The following is a 19892-nucleotide window of genomic DNA, read 5'->3' as shown; positions in this document are numbered from 1 at the left end:
CCCGCCCCCGGTTCAGCCCAAACCCTGATCCGAACGGCGGGTCGGCAGGCCGGCCGTCGCCCAGGCGACGAAGCCGCCGTCCAGGTCGGTGGCCCGGTGCAGGCCCAGCTCGCGCAGGCTCGCGGCGGCCAGGCTCGACGCGTACCCCTCCGAGCAGACCACGATCACCTCGACACCGCTGCCGGTGGCCTCGGGGATGCGGTCACTGCCCGTCGGATCGAGCCGCCATTCCAACACATTGCGCTCGATGATCAGTGCACCGGGAATCTCGCCCTCCCGGGCGCGCTGGGCCGCCGGCCGGATGTCCACCAGCAGCGCACCGCGCCCGGCCGCCTCCTGGGCCTCCACCGGCCCCGGCCGGTGCACGCCCTCCCGGGCGCGCTCCACCAGCCCGTCCACCGCGCTCACCACTGCTCCGGCCCTTCCACCGCGGTACGGACCAGGCCGCCGGCCCGCAGCTCGTAGCGGGACATCTCGCTCAGCGGCGGCGAGTAGGCGTGGATCGTCACCGCCGGTCCACCACCGGTGTTGCGTACGTCGTGCAGGTACTCCGCGCCGAACGAGCGTTCCGTGCCCGGACCCAGGCGGCGGATCAGCAGCCCGTCCTGCGGCCCGGCCAGCGACAGCTCCTCCAGCTCGCCGAGCGCCACGGTGAACGCGCCGCGCGAGCCGCCGTGGTCGTGGAAACCGGTCGACTGCCCCGGCAGCCAGCTGATCAGCCAGACCTCGTGCTCCGGCCCGGCCGCCAGCCGTTCGTACCAGCGGTCGCCGCTGGCCAGCCGGACCCGGTGGATCCACTCATCGGGGCGCTGCGCCAGGTCGCGGACGATCGCCCGCAGGTCGTCGGGGGACAGCGGTCGCGGCGCGGGCGCCGGCGGCGCTTCAGGACTCACAACACTCATCGGATGTCCTCGGGGAGGCCGAAGGGAACGGCGGCGCCCCGGCGCGCGGAACGAGCGCGCGGGCACCGACCGGAAGGACAGGAGGCGAATCAGCGGAACAGGACCCCGGACGACGACACGGGGTGGGAACCAACCGTCAGCGGGCACACATGTCGCTCGCCTGACGTCGCAGGTCGACGTGCAGGCGGCAGACCAGAACGGTGCCGGGCTTCATGCGCCGAATCGTTCACGACAACCCCCCACCGAGTCAAGCCACGTCCACCCCCTGACCCCCGACGTACCCCCACCCGGCCGACCCGGACCGCTCCGCGGCGTGCCAGCGCAGCGCGGCCACCCGCTGCCGGACCAGCGCCACCTGACCGGCCAGCCGGCCGCGTCCGTGGTCGACCCGGGCCGAGAGCTGCCCGTCGTGCAGGCGGTAGCGGAGGGTGTCCCGGGCGAGGTAGACCCCCGGCCGCACCGCCGAGACGGCCATCAGCAGCGCCGTGTCGTCCATCCCCCACAGCGCGGGCCAGCCGCCGAACTCCAGCAGTGCCGCGCGCCGCCACATCACCCCGGCCGGGTGCAGCGGCACCGAGTAGCCGGCGGGATCGGTACGCCAGTGCCGGTACACCTCACCGGGGGCGAGCAGGCCTGGCTGCAGCGGCAACGGCACGGACCGCAGCGAACCGTCGGGCAGCAGGTCCCGGGCGTCCCCCGCCGCGAAGGCCGCCCGGGGGTGGTCCAGCAGCGCGCCGGCGAGTACGGACAGCGCCGCGGGCTCCAACTCGTCGTCGGCGTCCAGGTTCTGCACCAGGGCGCCGCGGCAGCGGGCGAGTCCGCGGTTGCGGGCCTCGGCGGGCCCGTAGCCGCTTGCCCGGTCCGACCCGGCGACGCTGAGCCGGCCGGCGGCCCGGGCGCGTTGCAGCGGGGCGGGCAGGGCCGGCACCGGCCCGTCGAACTGGAGCACCCACTCCCAGTCGGTACGTGACTGAGCCGCCAGCGAGGTGTACGCGGCGGTCAGGGTGCCGGTCCGGCCGCTGTGGCAGGCGGTGAGGACGGAGATCGAAGGGCCCGTCCCGGCCCGCTGCTCGCGCATGATCCCCACTGGCGCGTGATCCTCCCGGTCGGCGGTCGGCCCGGGGGAGTCTACGGTCGAACACACGATCGGGGAACGGTGCCCGGACGCGGTGCCGGTGGGCGGCGAACCTGCCCCGGACGACCGTAGACCTGCCCCCGGGGAAGGGCAGGTCTACGGTGGTTCGAGGGTGGGGCCGGGGGTTCAGTTGTCCTCGGTGGCGTTCTGGTCGGCGGCTGCCGCGGCGCTCTCGGCGGCGTCCACCTTCTGCTGGAGGGCGTCCAGTTGGGCCTGGTCGAGGGTGCTGGGGCCGGTCGCCGGGGTGGCGGCGGGGTGCGGGCCGCAGGCGGTGAGGAGCAGGGCGGCCGCGGCGGCGAGGGCCGCCAGGGCCGGGGCGGTGCGCCGGGTCACTTGCCGGCGGCGGGGGACTGGGCGGCGCACCAGGTGGCGACCGACTTGAGGTCGTTCTGCCGGGTCTGCAGCGTGGTCAGCAGGCTCTTGCGGTAGGTCAGCCGGTCGTTCAGGTAGGTCTGGATCTCGGTGTGGCCGGCGGTCCTGGCGTTGGTGACCCGCTGGTCGAGCCGGGCGACCGAGCCGAGCACGCCCGCGTCGCCGTTGAGGCGCTCCAGCGCCTTGCCGACCCGCTCCTGGGTCTTCGGCAGGCGCTTGCAGATCGCCTTGGACCCGTCGCCGGTGGGCGTCGGCGCGGCGTCGGCGGGGGCGGCGGCCAGCAGGATGCCCGCGAGGGCGAGCGTGGCGGCCGCGGCGGCCTTGCGGTTCACGGGCACGGCGGTCTCCTCCGGTTCGCGGCGGCGTCTGTGCCGACCGATGAGGAGCGTAGGCGTCGTTCTTGTGGAATCCCTGTGGAAGCTCCGCACCCGGCCGGAGTCGGAGCCGGCCCCGGTCCCGACCCCGGCCCCGGGGCCTCGGCCGTCAGCCGGAGAGCCAGTCCCGCCGCGCCGGCAGCCCCGCCGCCGTCCCCTGCGTCCCGCCCGGCCCGGCCAGCGGCAGCCGTACGGTGAAGCGGCAGCCGCGCCCGCCGGGCCCGTCGCCGATGGTGACGGTGCCCCGGTGCAGGGCGGCCTGCTGGGCGACCAGGGTGAGGCCGAGGCCGGAGCCGGGGCTGTCCTGGCGGCGCTGGAAGCGGTGGAAGACGGTGGCGCGGTCGGCGGCCGGGATGCCGGGGCCGGTGTCGTCCACGGTGAGTTCGGCCCAGCCGCCGGCGGCGCGCAGCCGTACCGTGACGGTGGCGGTGCCGTCCTCGCCGCGACCGTGCAGGGCGGCGTTGGCGAGCAGGTTGGCGAGCATGATCCGTAGTCCGGCCTCCCAGCCGAACACCCGGATGCGGGCCGGCAGTTCGGTGCGGATCACGGCGTGCGCGCGGCGCCGGCCGGCGTCCGCGACCTCCGCGTCGACCAGTTCGGCCAGGTCGGTGGAGCTGAACGCCGACACGTCGACCAGGTCGCCGCGGGCCAGCGTGTGCAGGGCGGTGAGCAGTTCGAGCAGCCGGGCGTGGTCCTGCTGGAGCTCCTGCACCACCTCGGCCTGTTCGGCGTGCGGGAGTTCGGGGTGCGCGGCGAGCACGTCCAGGTTGGTGCGCATGCTCATCAGCGGGGTGCGCAGCTCGTGCGAGGCGGCCGAGGAGAACGACCGCGCGGTGTCCAGGGCCTGCGCGGTGCGGTTCGCCTGGTCGTCGTAGCGGGACAGCACCAGGCCGATGGCGGCGGCGAGTTCGTCCACCTCGGCGGTGCCGGTGCGGCCGTGCGCGAAGGCCGCGGCGCCCGCTCCCGGGTCGAGCGCGGCCGCCCGGCGGCTGAGCCGGCGCAGCGAGGCCGTGCCGCGCTCGGCGACGGCCAGCGCGATCGCCCCGGAGACCGGCGCGGAGACCAGCGCGATCAGCAGCACCCGCCGCCGCACCGCGGTCAGTTGCGGATCGTCGCTGTTGGAGGGCACGACCAGCCAGAGCGTGCCGGGGGCGGCGCCGTCGATCCGGACGGTGAGGACCCGCCAGACCCGGCCGCCGCCGCGCACCGTGACCGGCCCGCCGGCCCGGGTGGGCAGGCGGACGGCGTCGCCGGGCTGCGGCCCCATCGCCACCAGCACCTCGCCGTCCTGGCCGGCGACCCGCACGCCGGAGTCGAGCGCGTCGTTGATGACCTTGCGCTGCTGGTTCTGCTCGGACTTCGGTTTGCCCTTGCGGTCGGCGGCGAGCAGGGTCCGCACGCTGGGCAGGACGGCGGCGGCGCGGTCGGTGAGGGCGGAGTCCTCCTGGTGGTGCAGGTCCCGGTTGACCAGGGGGAGCAGCAGCAGGCCGAACGCCGTCACCAGCAGGGGTACCAGGACGGTGACCCAGAGCGCGATCCGGGTGGACAGCCGGATGCCCCGGAGGCGGCCCGGTGGCTCGGGCCGCCGGATCACGTCCGGTCCCGGTCGTCGTCGCCGGGGCGGTCGGCGCCGGTGCGGTCGGCGCCCGGTCGGCCGGCGGCGCTGGGCGGACCGCCGTTGGGCGGACCGTCGGCGGGCGGGCTGTCGGGCCGGGTGTCCGGTGGCAGCCGCAGGACGAAGCCGACGCCGCGGACGGTGTGCACGATCCTGGGACGGCCGCCCTCCTCCAGCTTGCGGCGCAGGTAGCTGATGAAGGTGTCGACGGCGTCGGTGCGCACCTCGAAGTCGTAGCCCCAGACCCGGTCCAGCAGCTGGTCCCGGCTGAGCACGATGCCGGCGTTCCGGGCGAGCTGGGTGAGCAGCTCGAACTCGCGCCGGGTGAGCCGGAGTTCGGTGTCCTCCCAGTGGACCTGCCGGGTCGCGGGCTCGATGGTGAGCGGGCCGACCCGGAGCCGGTCGGCGGGCGGGGCGGGCCGGCGTCGCAGCAGCGCGTGCAGCCGCAGCACCAGTTCCTCCAGGGCGAACGGCTTGACCAGGTAGTCGTCCGCGCCCGCCTGGAGGCCGGACACCCGGTCGGCCAGTTCGTCGAGGGCGGAGAGCATCAGCACCGGGGTGTCGTCGCGGGCGGCGCGCAGCGTGCGGCAGACCTCGGTGCCGCTCAGGCCGGGCATGGAGACGTCCAGCACCAGCACGTCGGGCCGTCGTTCGCCGAGTTCGCGCAGGGCGCTGCGGCCGTCCGCGGCGAGCAGCACGGTGAAGCCGCTCAGCCGCAGGCCGCGCTCGAGCGAACGCCGGATGGCGGCGTCGTCGTCCACCACCAGGACCCGGCCGGCCGTCGCGTTCCCGTCCATCGGGCCTCCTCCCGTCCGGGCCAGACCCTCTCACGCCGGGCAGTCGGGCCGCCCGCCGGGTGGGCGGTCCCGGGTGCGTCGGGGGAGCGCGGGGCGGGGCCGGGCCGGGGCGGCGTCGGGGGTGGGGCCGGGGCGGGCTCGGGGCGGGGCCGGGGTGTGGGTGCAACCGGGCGGTCCGTCAGGGCGTCCTGGCCGGTGAGGCGGACGAGGTTCGCTCCGTCCGACGAAGGGCAGGACAGTAGGTATGGGCATACTCAGCTGGATCATCCTCGGCCTGGTCGCCGGGGCCATCGCCAAGTTCCTGCTGCCCGGCAAGGACCCGGGCGGCATCATCGTGACCACGCTGATCGGCATCGCAGGTTCGTTCGTGGGCGGCTGGCTGTCGTCCAAGATCCTGGACAAGCCGATCTCCAAGGACTTCTTCGACCTGCCGACCTGGGGCTCGGCGATCGTCGGCGCGCTGGTGCTGCTGATCGCCTACCGGATCGTCTTCGGCCGCTCGCGCGACTGAACCGGTCCGCACCGGTCGCGCGACGCGGACACCAGGAGGCCGGGCCCACGGCGGACAGCCACGGGCCCGGCCTCCTGCCGTCCTCGGGGCTCGGTAACCGGTGGCGGGGCGCCGCTCCCGCGCCGTAGGGTCGGGGCCGATCACCGACCCGGGAGTGCCTGTGCCGTTCGAGCTGGACCTGCCCCTCGGAACCGATGCCGAAGGGGACGCCAGGGCCGCCGAGTTCGCGGCCGGCCTCGCCGAGCTGGGCAACGAGCGCTTCCTGCGGGCCGTGGTGGGAGCCCCCGTGCGGCTGCACCACCGCAGCACCGACCGGCTGACCGGCCGGCCCAGCACCCGACCGGAGGTCACCGAACCGACCTCCAGCCTGCTGCTGCGCGCGCTGCACCTGTCCTTCGCGGGACACCTCCCGCTCAGCCTGGCGCCCGACGTGCTGTGGTACGCCGTCGTGCACGAGATCGCCGTCCACGTGCGCCTCAACAGCGCCGTGTACGCGGGGCTGTTCACCGCCACCCCGGACGAGCGCCAGATCGTCGAGGTGCGCGACGACCGGGCGCCCGAGGACTGGGAGCGTTCGATCAACCTGGTCCGGGAGCCGCTCCGGGCGCTGATCGGGGAGCGGACGGCCGACCTGTTCCTGCCCGCGTTCTCGACCACCACGCCCGCCGACGCCACCGCCGCGCTGGTGGCGTTGATGGACGTGGTGTCCCCGTACTACCAGTTCCGATGGCGGACGCTCTGCGGGATCCCCCGGATCCGGCTGGAGGGCACGGCCGCGGACTGGCAGCTGCTGGCCGACCGGGCGCGCGGGCTGGCCGCACACTTCCCGGCGCTGGCGCCCTGGTTCACCGCCCTGCTGCCGGTGCTGGACACCATCGCCTCGACCGCCGCCGGGCACGGGGTCGACCAGGAGTTCTGGAGCTCGCTGTACAAGTACCGGGCGTTCTCCGGTGGCAGCCAGGTCACCGGGTGGATCAACGCCTTCTTCGCCCACCGGTACACCGACGAAGGGCCTTCGCCCAGGACGGAGTTCGGGCCGGGGAGCGCCGGCGGTGGGCAGTTCCCGTCGCACGTCTCGCGGGTCCCGTTCGTCTGGACGAACCCCGTGGGGACGTTCGGCATGGCCTTCCTCGGCGGTGTCCTCGGGATCGAACGGGACGGCGAGTGGATCCGACCCCGGCTCGGCCACGCCGTCGTCGAACTCCTCCCGGCCGCCGCGGACCACGACCCGCGCCTGCCCGAGGGCTGGCAACTGGCCGACGTCCAGCGCCTCACCGGCTGCGCCGAAGCCCGGCTGGTGGACGAGTTCGGCACCGTGACCCACGAGGGCGTGCGCCTGGAGGTCCGGTGCGTGATCGACGTCGGAGGGCTGTGCGTCGTCGGAACGGTCGACGGCGAGTGGTACCTCGGCGACGGGGTGCCCGGTGATACGGCGCCTGGTGATACGGCGCCCGGTGATGCGGCGTCCGGTGGTGACCTGGCGGAGGGCGCGGTCGGGGGCGGGCCCTACGACGTGGTGTGCTGGGCGCACAGCGGGCCGGACCTCAGGGCGGCCCTGGAGTTCTTCTGATCGGTCCCGTCCCGTCCCTCGGCGGGGCTTGCGGTCGGGGCGCGCGGTCAGGGCTCGCGGGGTCAGGTGCCCTTGAGGCCGTTCAGCAGGAGGGTCCAGAGCGCCTCGAAGTCGGCCTCGGCCTGCGGCCGGCTCCACTCGGCGGCGTGCGCCGGGTCGTGGAAGTGGGCGGTGGCCTGGAACACCGCCCGGGCGGCGGTCCGCACGTGGGTGGGGCGGAACGAGCCCTGGTGGATGCCGTCCTGGATGATCTCGGCGAGCTGGCCGATCAGCGTCTCGATGTGCGCCTCGACGGTGTCGCTCAGCTCGCCGACCAGCGTCATGTAGGTGGCGAACAGCTCCGGGTCCTCCAGCGCCTTGGCCCGCTTGGCCGCGAACAGCGTGGCCAGCCAGCGGTGCAGCCGCTCCGTGGCCGGGCCGCGCTCGGCGGTGATCGCCGCCAGGCTGTGGTGCGCGCGGTCCAGCCAGCGCTGGGTGACGGCCTCGCGCAGCGCGGCCTTGCTGGGGAAGTGCCGGTAGACGCTGCCGTGGCTGACCCCGAGGGCGCGGGCGATGTCCACCACGGTCGCCTTGGCCGGGCCGAACCGCCGCAGCACGTCCTCCGCCGCGCCCAGGATCTGCTCGGGGGTGAGGGTGCTGTCGGTGGTCACGGCGGTACGTCCTAACGTGCGGTCCAGCGGGTGGGCCGGTGTGTGGGCCGGCGTGCGGACCGTGGTGCGGTCCGGCCCGGGCGGTCGGCGGGTGCGGCGGGTGCCGGTGCGGCGGGTACGGCGCGTCCGGTCAGCGCTCGCTGTCCAGGTGTGCCATCTGTGCCGCAGCGTACCGGTCGCCGGCGGCGGACCCGGCGGGGACGGCGGACTCGATCGCCGCCAGGTCGGCCGCGGACAGCTCGACCCGCAGCGACCCGAGCGCCTCCGCCAGCCTGTCCCGGCGGCGGGCACCGACCAGCGGCACCACGTCCGCGCCGCGCGAGGCGACCCAGGCGATCGCGACCTGGGCGACCGTGGCGCCCTTCGCGTCGGCGATCTCGCGCAGCGCCTCGACCAGCGCGAGGTTGTGGGTGAGGTTGTCGCCCTGGAAGCGGGGGCTGTGGCTGCGGAAGTCGGTCCGGTCGACCGCGCGGTCGCCCTGCCAGTGGCCGCTGAGCAGGCCGCGGGAGAGCACCCCGTACGCCGTGATGCCGATGCCCAGCTCGCGGGCGGTGGGCAGGACCTCGACCTCCAGGCCGCGGGAGATCAGCGAGTACTCGATCTGCAGGTCGCTGATCGGGTGCACGGCGGCGGCGCGGCGCAGGGTCTCGGCGCCGACCTCGGAGAGGCCGATGTGGCGGACGTAGCCGGCCTTCACCAGCTCGGCGATGGCGCCGACGGTCTCCTCGATCGGGACGTTCGGGTCGAGCCGCGCGGGGCGGTAGATGTCGATGTGGTCGGTGCGCAGGCGGCGCAGGGTGTAGGCGAGCGCGGACTTGGTGGCGGCCGGGCTCGCGTCGTAGCCGAGCCAGGTGCCGTCCGGGCCGCGCTGGGCGCCGAACTTGACGCTGATCTCGACGCTCGCGCGGTCGCGGCCGCGCAGGGCCTCGTGCAGCAGCAGCTCGTTGTGGCCCATGCCGTAGAAGTCGCCGGTGTCGAGCAGGGTGACGCCCGCGTCGAGGGCGGCGTGGACGGTGGCGATCGACTCGGTCTCGTCGGCCGGGCCGTACAGGTCCGACATGCCCATCAGGCCGAGACCGAGGGCGGAGGTGGTGGGGCCGGTGCGGCCGAGGGTGGTGCGGGTGGGGGTGGGGGTGGGGGTGCTGGGAGTGGCGGGGGTGGTCATGAGGGGCTCCAGGTCTGCCGGGGATGGGCGTGAGGCTGACTGATGACAACTATGGCATGTGGGATGACAGATTTCAATATCTGTCAGTCGATACCCGGGCCCTGACATCGCCCACCTGCTCCCCGGCGCTCCCCGTGCGCCCCCCGGCCGGTACGGACAGCCGACCCCTCCTCACCCATCAGGCGTGGAGTGAGGCCCCGTGCAGGCGCTTCGCGATGCCGCCGGGCCGGGGCGGGGGGAAGGTGGAAGCGGGGCTCGGTGCCCCCGCCACCGGCCGTTCCGGGCGTGCGGAGTGCCGGGCCACCTCGCAGGGAGCCGAACGAATCTTCTAGGCTCGCTTCTCGGCCTCCTGCGCCGGTGCCCGCCGCACCGGCCCGGCGGGGCCGACGTCCACGGGCCCCGGGCCGAGCCGGGGTGCCGGACCGAGCGAGGAGGTCGCTGTGTTGCCCAGCCCGAGGTCGCACCGCCTGACGTTGCCAAGCCGGCTGCCATGCCGCCGCACCCGCCCCGCCCGCCGCACGGCTGCGGACTTCCGCACCCTGCCGCTGAGTACCGTCGGCACGGGAGGTGCCCGATGAGCGCGCATACCGTCGCGCCGGCCGCCGGCGGATCCGCCCCCGCGTCCGGCCCCCGCCCCGCGTCCGGCCCCCGCCCCGCCACCGCCGCCGGCGGAGCGCCGGAGGGCGACGGTACGGACGGCGCCCGCAGCCCCGGCGAAGCCCGTACGGCCACCGCGGCCCGGTCCGCCGCCGCGCGCACGGCCACCACGGCCCGTACCGCGACCAGATCCGCCACCCGCGCCACCGCGGCGCCCACCGCCGCCGCCGGGCAGACCGCCGCCACCGCGCCGAGCGCCCCGACGGCCACCCCCGCGCCGAGCGCCCCCGAGACCCCTGCGATGGCCGCCCTCCCCGGCCTCCCGCAGGCGCTCAGCAGCCGGGCCCGCACGCTGGCCGGCGGGGTCCGCCGCCGCTGCGCCGACCTGGCCCGGATGGAGTCCCCGTCCGGCGACGCCCCGCGGCTGGACGCGCTCGCCGAGGAGCTGAGCGCCGGTTTCAAGGCGACCGGTGCCGAGGTCGCCCGGGAGTCCGGCGAGGCCGGCGACCACCTGGTGGTGGAGTGGCCGGGCCGTCGCGCCGACCTCCCCCACCTGCTGGTGGTCGGCCACCACGACACCGTCTGGCCGGCCGGCACGCTCGCCGACTGGCCGGTGGAGGAGAACGAGGGTCGGCTCAGCGGCCCGGGCGTGCTGGACATGAAGGCCGGCCTGGCGCTGATCGAGGGCGCCTTCGCCCTGCTCGCCGACCTCGGCCAGCGCCCGCACCGCACCGTCCGCCTGGTGGTGGTCTCCGACGAGGAGATCGGCAGCCCGAGCGGCCGGATCCTGGTCGAACGCCACCTGCGCGGGGCCGCCGCCGTGCTCGGTCTGGAGCCCTCGCACCCGGACGGCCGGCTGAAGACCGCCCGCCGCGGCTCCTCCCGGGTCCGGCTGACGGTCACCGGCCGCGAGGCGCACGCCGGCAATGACGCCGCGCTCGGCGTCTCCGCCGTGGACGAGCTGGTCGACCAGCTGGTGGCCGTCCGCGGGCTGGCCCGCCAGCCCGGCACCGAGCTCAACGCGGGCCGGATCACCGGCGGCACCCGCGCCAACGTGGTGGCGGGCCGGGCCGAGGCCGAGCTCGGGCTGCGGTTCGCGACCGCGGAGGCCCAGCGCTCCACCCTCGACACCCTCGCCCACCTGACCGCGCTGCGCCCCGGCGCCCGGGTCCGGGCCGAGGTGATCTCCAGCCGGCCGGCCTGGCCCGAGCGTTCCGGCAACCTGCTGCTGCGGCACGTCCGTTCGCTCGCCGCCGCGCTCGGCCAGCAGCTCGACGGCGCCCCGGCCGGCGGCGCGGGCGACACCAACGCGGCCGGCGCCCGCGGCCTGCCCACCCTGGACGGCCTCGGCGCCGTCGGGGCCGGCCCGCACGCGCGCCACGAGCACATCAGGGTCGACCAGCTCGCGCCGCGGATCGCGCTGCTGGCCACCCTGCTCGCCGTCCCGCTGCCCCGCCTGCGCGACCGGACCTGACCCGGCGGTCCCCTCCGGACCGCCCGCCCGCCCGGCGCTGCCCGACCCCGCACCACCGGCGTCGGGCGGCACCGGTCCACCTCCGGTCCCGCCCGGAACCGCCCCGCCCCGGTGCCGATCCCACCCCGCCGGCCGACTCCCACCCCCGGTGCCTTGTCAAGGCACGGCACCGCCGTCCACAATGGAACCGACCGAACGGTCAGTCGGGAGGCGGTGCAATGACGGCGACAGAGGCGACGGGCCTGGCCGAGCCGGGTCTGGAAGCACACTTCGACGAGGTGATCGCCGCCGAGCAGCGGATCGAGCCCCGGGACTGGATGCCGGACGCCTACCGGGCGACGCTCATCCGGCAGATCGCGCAGCACGCCCACTCCGAGATCATCGGCATGCAGCCCGAGGGCAACTGGCTCACCCGGGCCCCCTCGCTGCGCCGCAAGGCGATCCTGCTCGCCAAGGCCCAGGACGAGGCCGGCCACGGCCTCTACCTGTACGCGGCCGCCGAGACCCTCGGCATCGACCGCTCCGAGCTCACCGAGAAGCTGATCTCCGGCCGGCAGAAGTACTCCTCGATCTTCAACTACCCCACCCTGACCTTCGCCGACGTCGGCGTCATCGGGTGGCTGGTGGACGGCGCGGCGATCTGCAACCAGGTCCCGCTCTGCCGCTGCTCCTACGGGCCGTACGCCCGCGCGATGGTGCGGATCTGCAAGGAGGAGTCCTTCCACCAGCGGCAGGGCTACGAACTGCTGATCACGCTGATGCGCGGCACCGACGCCCAGCGCCGGATGGTCCAGGACGCGGTCGACCGCTGGTGGTGGCCGTCGCTGATGATGTTCGGCCCCTCCGACGGCGACTCGCCGAACACCGCGCAGTCGATGGCCTGGCGGATCAAGCGGCACACCAACGACGAGCTGCGCCAGCGGTTCGTCGACATGACCGTCCCGCAGGCCGACCACCTCGGCGTGACCCTCCCCGACCCGGCGCTCGGCTGGAACGAGGAGCGCGGCAGCTGGGACTTCGGCGAGCCGGACTGGTCCGAGCTCAAGCAGGTGATCAAGGGGCAGGGCCCGTGCAACGAGCAGCGCGTCGAGCGCCGCCGGGCCGCCCACGAGGACGGCGCCTGGGTCCGCGAGGCGGCCCTGGCGTACGCACAGAAGCGGAGATCCGAGGGTGGAGCCGAACGTGACTGAGACCAAGGCCGGCTGGCCGCTCTACGAGGTGTTCGTGCGCCCCCGGCGCGGCCTCAACCACGTGCACGTCGGTTCGCTGCACGCCGCCGACGACCGGATGGCGCTGCTCAACGCCCGCGACCTCTACACCCGGCGCAACGAGGGCGTGAGCCTCTGGGTGGTCCGCTCCAGCGCGATCACCGCCTCCACCCCGGACGAGCAGGACCCGTTCTTCGCGCCCAGCGGCGACAAGGTCTACCGCCACCCGACCTTCTACGACATCCCCGAGGATGTCCCGCACATCTGACGGGGGACCGCAGACCATGACCGACGACCACGTCTACCTCCACCTCTCCGAGGCCGCCGCAGGCCCCGAGGGCGAGGCCCGCTGGGCGTACGGCACCGGGTTCGCCGACCCGCTGCTCGGCGTCGACACCAGCGTCCCGCCCGGCGTCGACGGCGCGGACCTCGCCGCCTACTGCCTGATGCTCGGCGACGACGCGCTGGTGCTCGCCCAGCGGCTGATCGAATGGTGCACCCGCGCCCCCGAGCTGGAGGAGGAGGTCGCGCTCGCCAACCTCGGCCTCGACCTCCTCGGCCAGGCCCGCCACCTGCTCACCCGGGCCGGCCAGGCGGACGGCAGCGACCGCACCGAGGACGACCTCGCCTACTGGCGCGAGGAGCACGAGTTCCGCAACGTCCGGCTGGTCGAGGCCCCGAACGGCGACTTCGCCTTCTCGATCGCCCGCCTGCTGCTGTTCTCCACCGCCCGGCACGCCCTCTACCTGCGGCTGGCCGACCACGCCGACCCGGTGCTGGCCGCCGTCGCCGCCCGCGGCGCCAAGGAACTCGCCTACCACCAGGAGTACGCCGCCTCCTGGACGCTCCGGCTCGGCGACGGCACCGCGTACTCCGCCGCCCGGATGCAGGCCGGCCTGGACGCCGTCTGGCCGCTGCTGGACGAGCTGTTCACCCCGCACGCCGTCGAACTGCGGCTCGGCGTCGACCCGTCCTGCCTACGCGACGGCGTCCTGACGAGCCTGGCCGCCGTGATCGGCGAGGCCTGCCTCACCGTGCCCACCATCCCGCCGCTCGCCAGGGTCGGCGGCCGGGCCGGCCGCGACGGCGTCCACACCGAGGCACTCGGCCCCCTGCTGGCCGAGTTCCAGGTGCTGGCCCGCGCCCACCCGGGGGCGACATGGTGACCACCGCCACCCGCGCCTGGGAGGTCGCCGCCGCCGTCCCCGACCCCGAACTCCCCATGCTCACCCTCGCCGACCTGGGCATCCTCGCCGAGGTCGAGCAGGCCGGCGACACCGTCACCGCCTGGATCACCCCGACCTACTCGGGCTGCCCGGCCGTCGCCGAGATGGCCGCCGACGTCGACGGGCGGCTGCGCGCCGCCGGGTTCACCGACGTCCGGGTCCGGCTGCGGCTCGACCCGCCGTGGTCCACCGACCTGATCACCGAGGACGGCCGCCGCAAGCTCGCCGACGCGGGCATCGCCCCGCCGCACACCACGGGGTCCGGCCCCGGACTGCTCAGCCTCGGGCCCACTCGGCGCCTGGTGACCTGCCCGCAGTGCGGCAGCGCCGACACCGAGGAGCTGTCCCGCTTCGGCTCCACCGCCTGCAAGGCACTCTGGCGCTGCCGTGCCTGCCGGGAGCCCTTCGACCGGATCAAGGAGATCTGAATGGCCGTCCGCCGACCGACGTTCCACGAGCTGCGGATCGCCGCCCTGGAGCCGCTCTGCGAGGACGCGGTCGCGGTCACCTTCACGGTGCCGGACGCCCTCGCCGAGGACTTCGCCTTCCGCCCCGGCCAGACCCTCACCCTGCGCCGGCTGGTCGACGGCGCCGACGAGCGCCGCTCGTACTCGCTCTGCGCACCGGCCGGCGGCCCGCTGCGGATCGCCGTGCGCGAGGTGCCCGGCGGGCTGTTCTCCGAGTGGCTGGTGCGCCGTGCCCGCGCCGGCGAACCGGTCGAAGTCCTGCCCCCCACCGGCCTGTTCACCCCCGACCTGGGCGAGCCCGCCGAACACGTCCTGATCGCCGCCGGCTCCGGCATCACCCCGATGCTGTCCATCGCCGGCTCGGTGCTCGACGCCCACCCCGACTCCCGGGTCACCCTGCTCTACGGCAACCGCCGCAGCGACACCGTGATGTTCGCCGACGAGCTGGCCGACCTCAAGGACCGCCACCTCGGCCGCTTCCAACTCCTGCACGTGCTCTCCCGGGAGACCCGGGACGCCGAACTGCTCAGCGGCCGGCTCGACGCCGAGCGCGTCCGGGCGCTGCTCACCGCCCTGGTCGACCTGCCCGCCGTCGGCCACTTCTGGCTCTGCGGCCCGTACGGCATGGTGGTCGGCACCAAGGCACTGCTCACCGAACTCGGCGTGCCCGCCGAGCGGGTGCACCAGGAGCTGTTCCACGCCGAGGACGAACCCGTCGCCGAGCGCGTCGAAGCCACCCCCGACGGCGAGGCCAGCGAGGTCACCCTCGTGCTGGACGGCCGCGCCTCCACCCTCGCCCTGCCCCGCGACCGTTCGCTGCTGGACGGCGCCCAACGCTCCCGCCCCGACCTGCCGTTCGCCTGCAAGGGCGGGGTCTGCGGCACCTGCCGGGCGCTGGTGGTCGACGGCGAGGTCGAGATGCGGCGCAACTTCGCGCTGGAGGAGAAGGAGGTCGCGGCCGGCTACGTCCTGACCTGCCAGGCCCGCCCCGTCTCCGAACGGGTCACGGTCGACTACGACCGCTGAACCCGCCGCCCGCACCGGGGGTCGTCCCGGAGTCGTCCCGAAGGATCGGAACAAACGCCAACTCGTTGTCGTACGAGTGTGGTTGAGTGGGCGCGCCCTGTTCCGATCCGGAGGGAGACCGGATGCGCCACCACCTGGCCCGACTCGGGCCGGTCCTGCTCGCGACCCTGCTGGCGGCCGGCTGCGGCTCCGACCCGGCCCCGGAGAAGGACGGACCGGGCGACTACCACGCCACCGACGACATCTGCACGGTGCTGCCGTACCGGCTGCTGACCGACCCGCTCGGCGACCACTTCGGCACCGACGAGCCGTCCACCCGTGACTCGGGTGGCGCACCGGCGTCCAAGTGCGTCGCCTCCTTCGACCCGCAGAGCGCCTCGCCCTACCAGCACACCGTCACCACGGTCGACGTCGTCTTCCTCCCCGACACCGCGCTCGCCCGCAAGCTGCACACCTTCGACCGCACCGAGAACCAGCCCAAGTACGCCATCGGCGGCAAGGTGACGGAGGTCAAGGGGGTCGGCCGGGAGGCCTTCCGGTTCCGCAACACGGCCGGCTCCGACACCGGGCCGATGTTCGAACTGGTCACCCGGGACAGCAACGTGGAGATGACCGTCACCTTCCTGGTCGACTTCCGCGAACCGCCGGACGACAAGGCCGCCGACGTCGTGCTCCGCAAGATGGAGGAGTTCGCCAAGGCCTCCTTCACGGCGCTCAAGGGCTGAGCACGGGGGCCTGCGCCGCCTCCGGCTCGCCGATCAGATTCACGATCCCGTTGACGGCCGCCCGCCCCGCCCGGTTGGCCCCGATCGTGCTCGCGGACGGGCCGTACCCGACCAGGTGGACCCGCGGGTCGGCGGTCGCCCGGGTGCCGTCCAGCTGGATCCCGCCGCCGGGGGAGCGCAGGCCGAGCGGGGCTAGGTGGGTCACCTCCGGCCGGAAGCCGGTCGCCCACACGATCGCGTCCACCCGCTCCTCGTGCTCGCCCCACGCCACCCCGTGCTCGGTCAGCCGGTCGAACATCGGCCGCCGCTCCAACGCGCCCAGCTCCTGCGCCCGCCGGTACGCCACCGACGGACCGAGCCCCGTCACGCTCACCACACTGCGCACCGGCAGCCCCAGCCGCACCCGCTCCTCCACCTGCGCCACCACGGCCCGCCCGAACTCCGGGGTGAACGGCCCCTCGTGGAACACCGGCGGCCGCCGGGTCACCCACACCGTCTCGCCGACCTCGGCCAGCTCCGACAGCACCTGGATCGCGGACGCGCCGCCGCCGACCACCACCACCCGCTGCCCGGCGAAGCCCTCCGGGCCGGCGTAGTCCGCGTAGTGCAGCTGCCGGCCGGCGAAATGGCCCGGGTAGTGCGGCAGGAACGGCCGGCTCCACGTCCCCGTCGCATTGATCAGCGCCCGCGCCGACCACCGCCCGGCATCGCTCTCCACCAGCAGCCGCTCGTCCGGGAGCGAACGCACCGCCCGCACCTTCACCGGCCGCACCACCGGCAGCGCGTGCTTCGCCTCGTACGCCGCGAAGTACCCCGGCACGACCTCCCGCGCGGGAGCGGCCGGGTCGGGCACCGGCAACTCGAAGTCCGGCAGATCGTGGAACCCGTGCACGGTCGCCATCCGCAACGACGGCGCCCGATGCGCCCACGCCCCACCCGGCCCCGCATCCGCATCCAGCACCACGAACCCCCGGTACGGCACGAACCCGCGCCGCCGCAGGTGGTACGCCGCCGACAGCCCCGCCTGCCCGGCGCCGATCACCACCACATCGACCTCGACCGGCTCATTCGTTGCACCGTAAACAGTCACGCACGTGAAACATCGGGGGGCGTTGCCGTGTTCCCGGGCCCGCGCGGGCTCGCTTGGATGGGGAGGGGCCATCCCCGCGGGTGCGGGGAGCAGACTGGTCCCACCCGTCCTCAGCGCACGAAGCCGGGACCATCCCCGCACCCGCGGGGATGGTCCCTTCGGCGCCAAGTACTCCGCCTAAACCGGCAACTGCTCCCCGCGGCCGCGGGGATGCTCCCTGTTCGGGCCTTTCAGTGACCGGCCGGGGGTGCTGTTTCCCGCGCACTGTGGGACAGCCCGGGGCGCAGCTGTGCCAGTTGCTTGCCGGGTTCCGTGTTCGATCGTCCAATTGAAGACAAGTCGACACCCTCGGCGCGTAGCCGCTAGCCCGTGGCCGCCTGGAGGTGGACGAGGCCGGCGACGCTGAAGATGAGGATGGTGTCCACGGCGGCGGTGGGGGAGGCCGGGGGCGCGGTCTGGCCGGCGGGCGGGAAGGTGATGCGGGGGCCGGACCCGCCGAAGGTGGCGCTCTCGCCCGGGTTGATCAGGACGCCCGCCGAGGAGAGCGCGTTCTGCGGCCCTGTGCTGCCCTGGAGGGTGGCTCGGCCGTACTCGGTGGTGCTCACCACGCTCAGGTGCTCGGGGACGGTGCCCTCGTTGCGGACGGTGAGGGTCAACTCGGCGCCGCCCGAGGCCGCGTCGCGGTGCAGTACCGCGTCGGTCAGCTCCAGGTGGGCGCGCGGGCCCCGGACGGAGAGCGAACCGATCGGTGTCGAGGAGGCCTCGGCGGGACCGGCCGGCGCGGTGCTGCCGGAGCTGCACGCCGTCAGCAGCGTGAGAAGTGCGGCGGCCAGGGCGAGAGCGCCGGCTCGGGTTGTCCTGGGGCGGACGGGATTGCGATCCATGCCCGCATTATCGGCAGTCCTTACACCGCCGGTCGCTCAGACCTCGCCGAACCGGCCGTCCGCGGCGGCACGGACGAACCGCTCCCAGGTGGTGGCGGGGAAGTGGAGTTGGGGCCCGTCGGGGTTCTTGGAGTCACGGACAGGGATGGTGTCACCGAGGTTGTAGGCCGTTTCGATGCAGTCGCCCCCGTTTCCGTCGCTGTAGCTGCTCTTCATCCAGTGGGCGGCGGTGCGGTGATCGGGGTCCATGTTGAGCAGTCCCTCCATGACGCGACGGATCAGCCGAGCCGAGTCGCTGACGGACAGTGCATCGGCTGTGAGTCGATCATAGGCCCGGGTGCGTCGCGCCAACTGGTCGGGATCGCAGGTGAAATGGCCGCCCGCAATGCTCTCGGAGTACACCCATCGAGCTCCCTCCGGCAGGGTGACGATGGTGAAGGTCGTTCCGGATCGGGTGCGTTCGCCTAGGTCGAAGGGCGCCACCTGCAAGGTGATGTTGGGACGTTGCCCGACGTTCAGGAGGTGGGCCAGCTGGGCCCGCATCACCCGCGGCCCGCCGACCACGCGTCGGATCGCTGCTTCGTCGAGCACTACCGCGAGGGCGGGCGCGTCCACCCCGGAGAGAAAGCGATGCTGGCGACTCAGTCGGGCGGCGACGTACTCGGCGATCTGGTCCTCGTCCGCGTCCTCATTCTGCGCTCGGAAGAGCGCAGCGGCGTAGTCCGATGTCTGCAGCAGTCCTGAGATCAGGCTGACCTGATATTGGCGCAGGTGAACCGCCTCCGCCTCCATCGCCGCGTACCGGCGGAACCAGTCCGGGTGTTCCACCTCCGCGTACCAGGCCACCTCGTCCCAGGCGCGGGCGAGTCGGCCGCCGGTGGCGAGGATGGCGTCGCAGCGTTCGGCGAGGTCGCGTTGCGGGACCCGGTCCATGCTCTCGATCCGGGAGATCAGCGACGGGTGGCACGGGATCCGGCGTGCGACCGAGGTGGCCGTCTCGCCGGCGTCGGCGATCAGGTCGCGCAGGAGCCAGGCGAAGCTCTCCGGGCGCAGCGTGCCCTGGACCCGTGCGTGCTGGCGGTTTCTCATGGTTCGACCCCCTGGCGGGCGGGCGTGGCGCCCGGCAACTCCCTGTCCGGGCGCCACGCTACTACTCCACGTGAACGGTTCGTGGCGGAACGCTACGAATCACTCCGCTCCGCTCCGCACGGCCGAGCCGCCGGGCGCCGGCGAGGTGGAGGGCGGTGCCGACCGTGGCGCCGATGGTCATGCCGGGGTTGCCGTGCGTGATCCCGAGCAGGGCGTCGCCGAGCTGGGCGACGGCGGAGACGGCGAGCAGCGGGAGCAGGCCGCGCCGTCGGCCGGTGGCCACCAGGAGCAGGATCGCTGCGCTGAGCGGGAGTTGGCGTGCGGCGTACGCCTCGGCGTAGAAGTCCGCTCCGGCCCCGGCGTCGGGGAGCAGCAGGGCGGGTGAGGCGACCGCGAGCAGGCAGGCGAGGGCCGAGACGGCGGCGAAGGCGGCGTTGGCGATGAGCAGGGTGCGGGTGCGGCGGTCGCCGGTGAGCGGGCGGGCAATGGCGGCAGACATTCCGGTCTCTCCAAGAATCATTCGAGCTGTGAACGATTCTGGAAGAGTAGCGTTGCCGCCATGGACGATGTCAATGCCAATGCGCTGACCGGGACGTTGGCGTTCCGGCTCGGCACCCTCGGTTCGCTGGTCTCGGCGCGGTTCGCGGCGGCCGTGGCACCGCTGGGGGTCAAGCCGAAGCACGTCGGGTTGCTGGCCGTGCTCAGCACGGGCGCTCCCGCCTCCCAGCAGGAGTTGGCGCGGGTCATGAAGGTGGTGCCGAGCCTGGTGGTGTCGCTGGCCGACCAGTTGGAGGAGCTCGACGCGATCGAGCGGGTACGGGATCCGGAGGACCGTCGCCGTCATCGGCTCTCGCTGACGGACGGCGGCCGCGACCTGCTGGCCGCCTGCCTGGCGGCGGCGGCCGAGCTCGACGCCGAACTCACCGCCTCGCTCGGCGCGGCGGACGGTGAGGCGCTGATGCGACTGCTCGGTGTGCTGGCCAGTGAGGCGGGGTTGCCCGGCTGAGGAGCGTCC

Annotated in this window: 23 protein-coding genes; 10 read left to right on the top strand and 13 right to left on the bottom strand. The window is 74.4% G+C overall.

The genetic code is table 11. The annotated features are described in order from the left end of the window. Nucleotides 1–12: 12 nt before the first annotated feature. From ABT014_RS01295 to ABT014_RS01265, 7 genes are all read right to left on the bottom strand, one after another. Nucleotides 13–408, bottom strand: a complete 396-nt coding sequence (locus ABT014_RS01295; protein ID WP_350635524.1) for a rhodanese-like domain-containing protein — start codon at nucleotides 406–408, stop codon at nucleotides 13–15. Continuing rightward, the gene (locus ABT014_RS01290; protein ID WP_350635522.1) at nucleotides 405–902 is read right to left on the bottom strand and encodes a cysteine dioxygenase; all 498 of its coding nucleotides are present in this window, start codon (nucleotides 900–902) and stop codon (nucleotides 405–407) included. Before ABT014_RS01290 ends, ABT014_RS01295 begins: the two co-directional genes overlap by 4 nt. Before the next feature lie 247 nt (nucleotides 903–1149). Beyond that, on the bottom strand, nucleotides 1150–1980 hold the full coding sequence (locus tag ABT014_RS01285; RefSeq protein WP_350635520.1) for a glycosyltransferase family 2 protein: 831 nt from the start codon (nucleotides 1978–1980) through the stop codon (nucleotides 1150–1152). A gap of 183 nt (nucleotides 1981–2163) precedes the next feature. Then, nucleotides 2164–2370 (bottom strand): hypothetical protein, encoded by a 207-nt coding sequence (locus ABT014_RS01280; protein WP_350635518.1) that lies wholly within the window; start codon nucleotides 2368–2370, stop codon nucleotides 2164–2166. Then, complete coding sequence (locus ABT014_RS01275; protein ID WP_350635516.1) at nucleotides 2367–2747, bottom strand: hypothetical protein; 381 nt, start codon at nucleotides 2745–2747, stop codon at nucleotides 2367–2369. The genes ABT014_RS01280 and ABT014_RS01275 overlap by 4 nt, the downstream gene beginning before the upstream one ends. A 145-nt stretch (nucleotides 2748–2892) precedes the next feature. Beyond that, nucleotides 2893–4377: a sensor histidine kinase gene (locus ABT014_RS01270; RefSeq protein WP_350635514.1), complete on the bottom strand. Its 1485-nt coding sequence runs from the start codon at nucleotides 4375–4377 to the stop codon at nucleotides 2893–2895. Further along, nucleotides 4374–5195: a response regulator transcription factor gene (locus ABT014_RS01265; RefSeq protein ID WP_350635512.1), complete on the bottom strand. Its 822-nt coding sequence runs from the start codon at nucleotides 5193–5195 to the stop codon at nucleotides 4374–4376. Before ABT014_RS01265 ends, ABT014_RS01270 begins: the two co-directional genes overlap by 4 nt. A 244-nt stretch (nucleotides 5196–5439) precedes the next feature. On the opposite strand from ABT014_RS01265, the gene ABT014_RS01260 reads away from it, so the two are divergent. Next, on the top strand, nucleotides 5440–5706 hold the full coding sequence (locus tag ABT014_RS01260) for a GlsB/YeaQ/YmgE family stress response membrane protein (protein WP_350635510.1): 267 nt from the start codon (nucleotides 5440–5442) through the stop codon (nucleotides 5704–5706). A 160-nt stretch (nucleotides 5707–5866) separates the two neighbouring features. Continuing rightward, nucleotides 5867–7276, top strand: coding sequence for a DUF4419 domain-containing protein (locus ABT014_RS01255; RefSeq protein ID WP_350635508.1), 1410 nt, complete (start codon nucleotides 5867–5869; stop codon nucleotides 7274–7276). 62 nt (nucleotides 7277–7338) lie between these two features. Here the strand turns inward: ABT014_RS01255 and ABT014_RS01250 are convergent, their stop codons facing one another. Continuing rightward, on the bottom strand, nucleotides 7339–7926 hold the full coding sequence (locus ABT014_RS01250; RefSeq protein WP_350635506.1) for a TetR/AcrR family transcriptional regulator: 588 nt from the start codon (nucleotides 7924–7926) through the stop codon (nucleotides 7339–7341). Nucleotides 7927–8056: 130 nt separating this feature from the next. Beyond that, complete coding sequence (locus ABT014_RS01245) at nucleotides 8057–9091, bottom strand: aldo/keto reductase (protein WP_350635505.1); 1035 nt, start codon at nucleotides 9089–9091, stop codon at nucleotides 8057–8059. A gap of 574 nt (nucleotides 9092–9665) precedes the next feature. Here ABT014_RS01245 and ABT014_RS01240 point away from each other — a divergent pair. The 7 genes from ABT014_RS01240 (at nucleotide 9666) to ABT014_RS01210 (ending at nucleotide 15814) form a co-directional block, all read left to right on the top strand. After that, on the top strand, nucleotides 9666–11162 hold the full coding sequence (locus tag ABT014_RS01240; RefSeq protein ID WP_350635503.1) for a M20 family metallopeptidase: 1497 nt from the start codon (nucleotides 9666–9668) through the stop codon (nucleotides 11160–11162). 218 nt (nucleotides 11163–11380) lie between these two features. Beyond that, a complete protein-coding gene (paaA, locus tag ABT014_RS01235; protein ID WP_350635501.1) occupies nucleotides 11381–12352 on the top strand; it encodes a 1,2-phenylacetyl-CoA epoxidase subunit PaaA in 972 nt (323 codons plus the stop codon). Continuing rightward, entirely contained in the window at nucleotides 12345–12638 is a 294-nt protein-coding gene (gene paaB, locus ABT014_RS01230; RefSeq protein ID WP_350635499.1) for a 1,2-phenylacetyl-CoA epoxidase subunit PaaB, read from the top strand. Before paaA ends, paaB begins: the two co-directional genes overlap by 8 nt. Nucleotides 12639–12654: 16 nt before the next feature. Then, nucleotides 12655–13536, top strand: coding sequence for a 1,2-phenylacetyl-CoA epoxidase subunit PaaC (paaC, locus tag ABT014_RS01225; protein WP_350635496.1), 882 nt, complete (start codon nucleotides 12655–12657; stop codon nucleotides 13534–13536). Next, nucleotides 13530–14024, top strand: a complete 495-nt coding sequence (gene paaD / locus ABT014_RS01220) for a 1,2-phenylacetyl-CoA epoxidase subunit PaaD (protein ID WP_350635494.1) — start codon at nucleotides 13530–13532, stop codon at nucleotides 14022–14024. Before paaC ends, paaD begins: the two co-directional genes overlap by 7 nt. After that, nucleotides 14025–15089 (top strand): 1,2-phenylacetyl-CoA epoxidase subunit PaaE, encoded by a 1065-nt coding sequence (gene paaE, locus ABT014_RS01215; protein ID WP_350635492.1) that lies wholly within the window; start codon nucleotides 14025–14027, stop codon nucleotides 15087–15089. It abuts the gene before it with no gap. A gap of 122 nt (nucleotides 15090–15211) precedes the next feature. Then, nucleotides 15212–15814, top strand: coding sequence for a hypothetical protein (locus ABT014_RS01210; protein WP_350635490.1), 603 nt, complete (start codon nucleotides 15212–15214; stop codon nucleotides 15812–15814). On the opposite strand, the gene ABT014_RS01205 is transcribed toward ABT014_RS01210, so the two are convergent. From ABT014_RS01205 to ABT014_RS01190, 4 genes are all read right to left on the bottom strand, one after another. After that, nucleotides 15804–16904, bottom strand: coding sequence for an FAD-dependent oxidoreductase (locus tag ABT014_RS01205; RefSeq protein WP_350635488.1), 1101 nt, complete (start codon nucleotides 16902–16904; stop codon nucleotides 15804–15806). The two genes, ABT014_RS01210 and ABT014_RS01205, sit on opposite strands and share 11 nt — an antisense overlap. A gap of 362 nt (nucleotides 16905–17266) precedes the next feature. Further along, nucleotides 17267–17788 carry a hypothetical protein gene (locus tag ABT014_RS01200; protein ID WP_350635487.1) on the bottom strand — a complete coding sequence of 174 codons (522 nt, stop codon included), beginning with the start codon at nucleotides 17786–17788 and terminating at the stop codon, nucleotides 17267–17269. Between the two features lie 36 nt (nucleotides 17789–17824). Further along, nucleotides 17825–18877: a Scr1 family TA system antitoxin-like transcriptional regulator gene (locus ABT014_RS01195; RefSeq protein ID WP_350635485.1), complete on the bottom strand. Its 1053-nt coding sequence runs from the start codon at nucleotides 18875–18877 to the stop codon at nucleotides 17825–17827. A 61-nt stretch (nucleotides 18878–18938) separates the two neighbouring features. Continuing rightward, complete coding sequence (locus tag ABT014_RS01190; RefSeq protein WP_350635483.1) at nucleotides 18939–19376, bottom strand: hypothetical protein; 438 nt, start codon at nucleotides 19374–19376, stop codon at nucleotides 18939–18941. Between the two features lie 60 nt (nucleotides 19377–19436). Here ABT014_RS01190 and ABT014_RS01185 point away from each other — a divergent pair, with 60 nt between their 5' ends. Then, nucleotides 19437–19883 (top strand): MarR family winged helix-turn-helix transcriptional regulator, encoded by a 447-nt coding sequence (locus tag ABT014_RS01185; protein ID WP_350635481.1) that lies wholly within the window; start codon nucleotides 19437–19439, stop codon nucleotides 19881–19883. Nucleotides 19884–19892: the final 9 nt, after the last annotated feature.

The sequence above is a fragment of the Kitasatospora sp. NPDC094015 genome (assembly GCF_040304075.1).
Classification (GTDB): domain Bacteria; phylum Actinomycetota; class Actinomycetes; order Streptomycetales; family Streptomycetaceae; genus Kitasatospora.
Note: the sequence above shows the minus strand (reverse complement) of the source record. Positions and strands in the feature narration are given on the sequence as shown.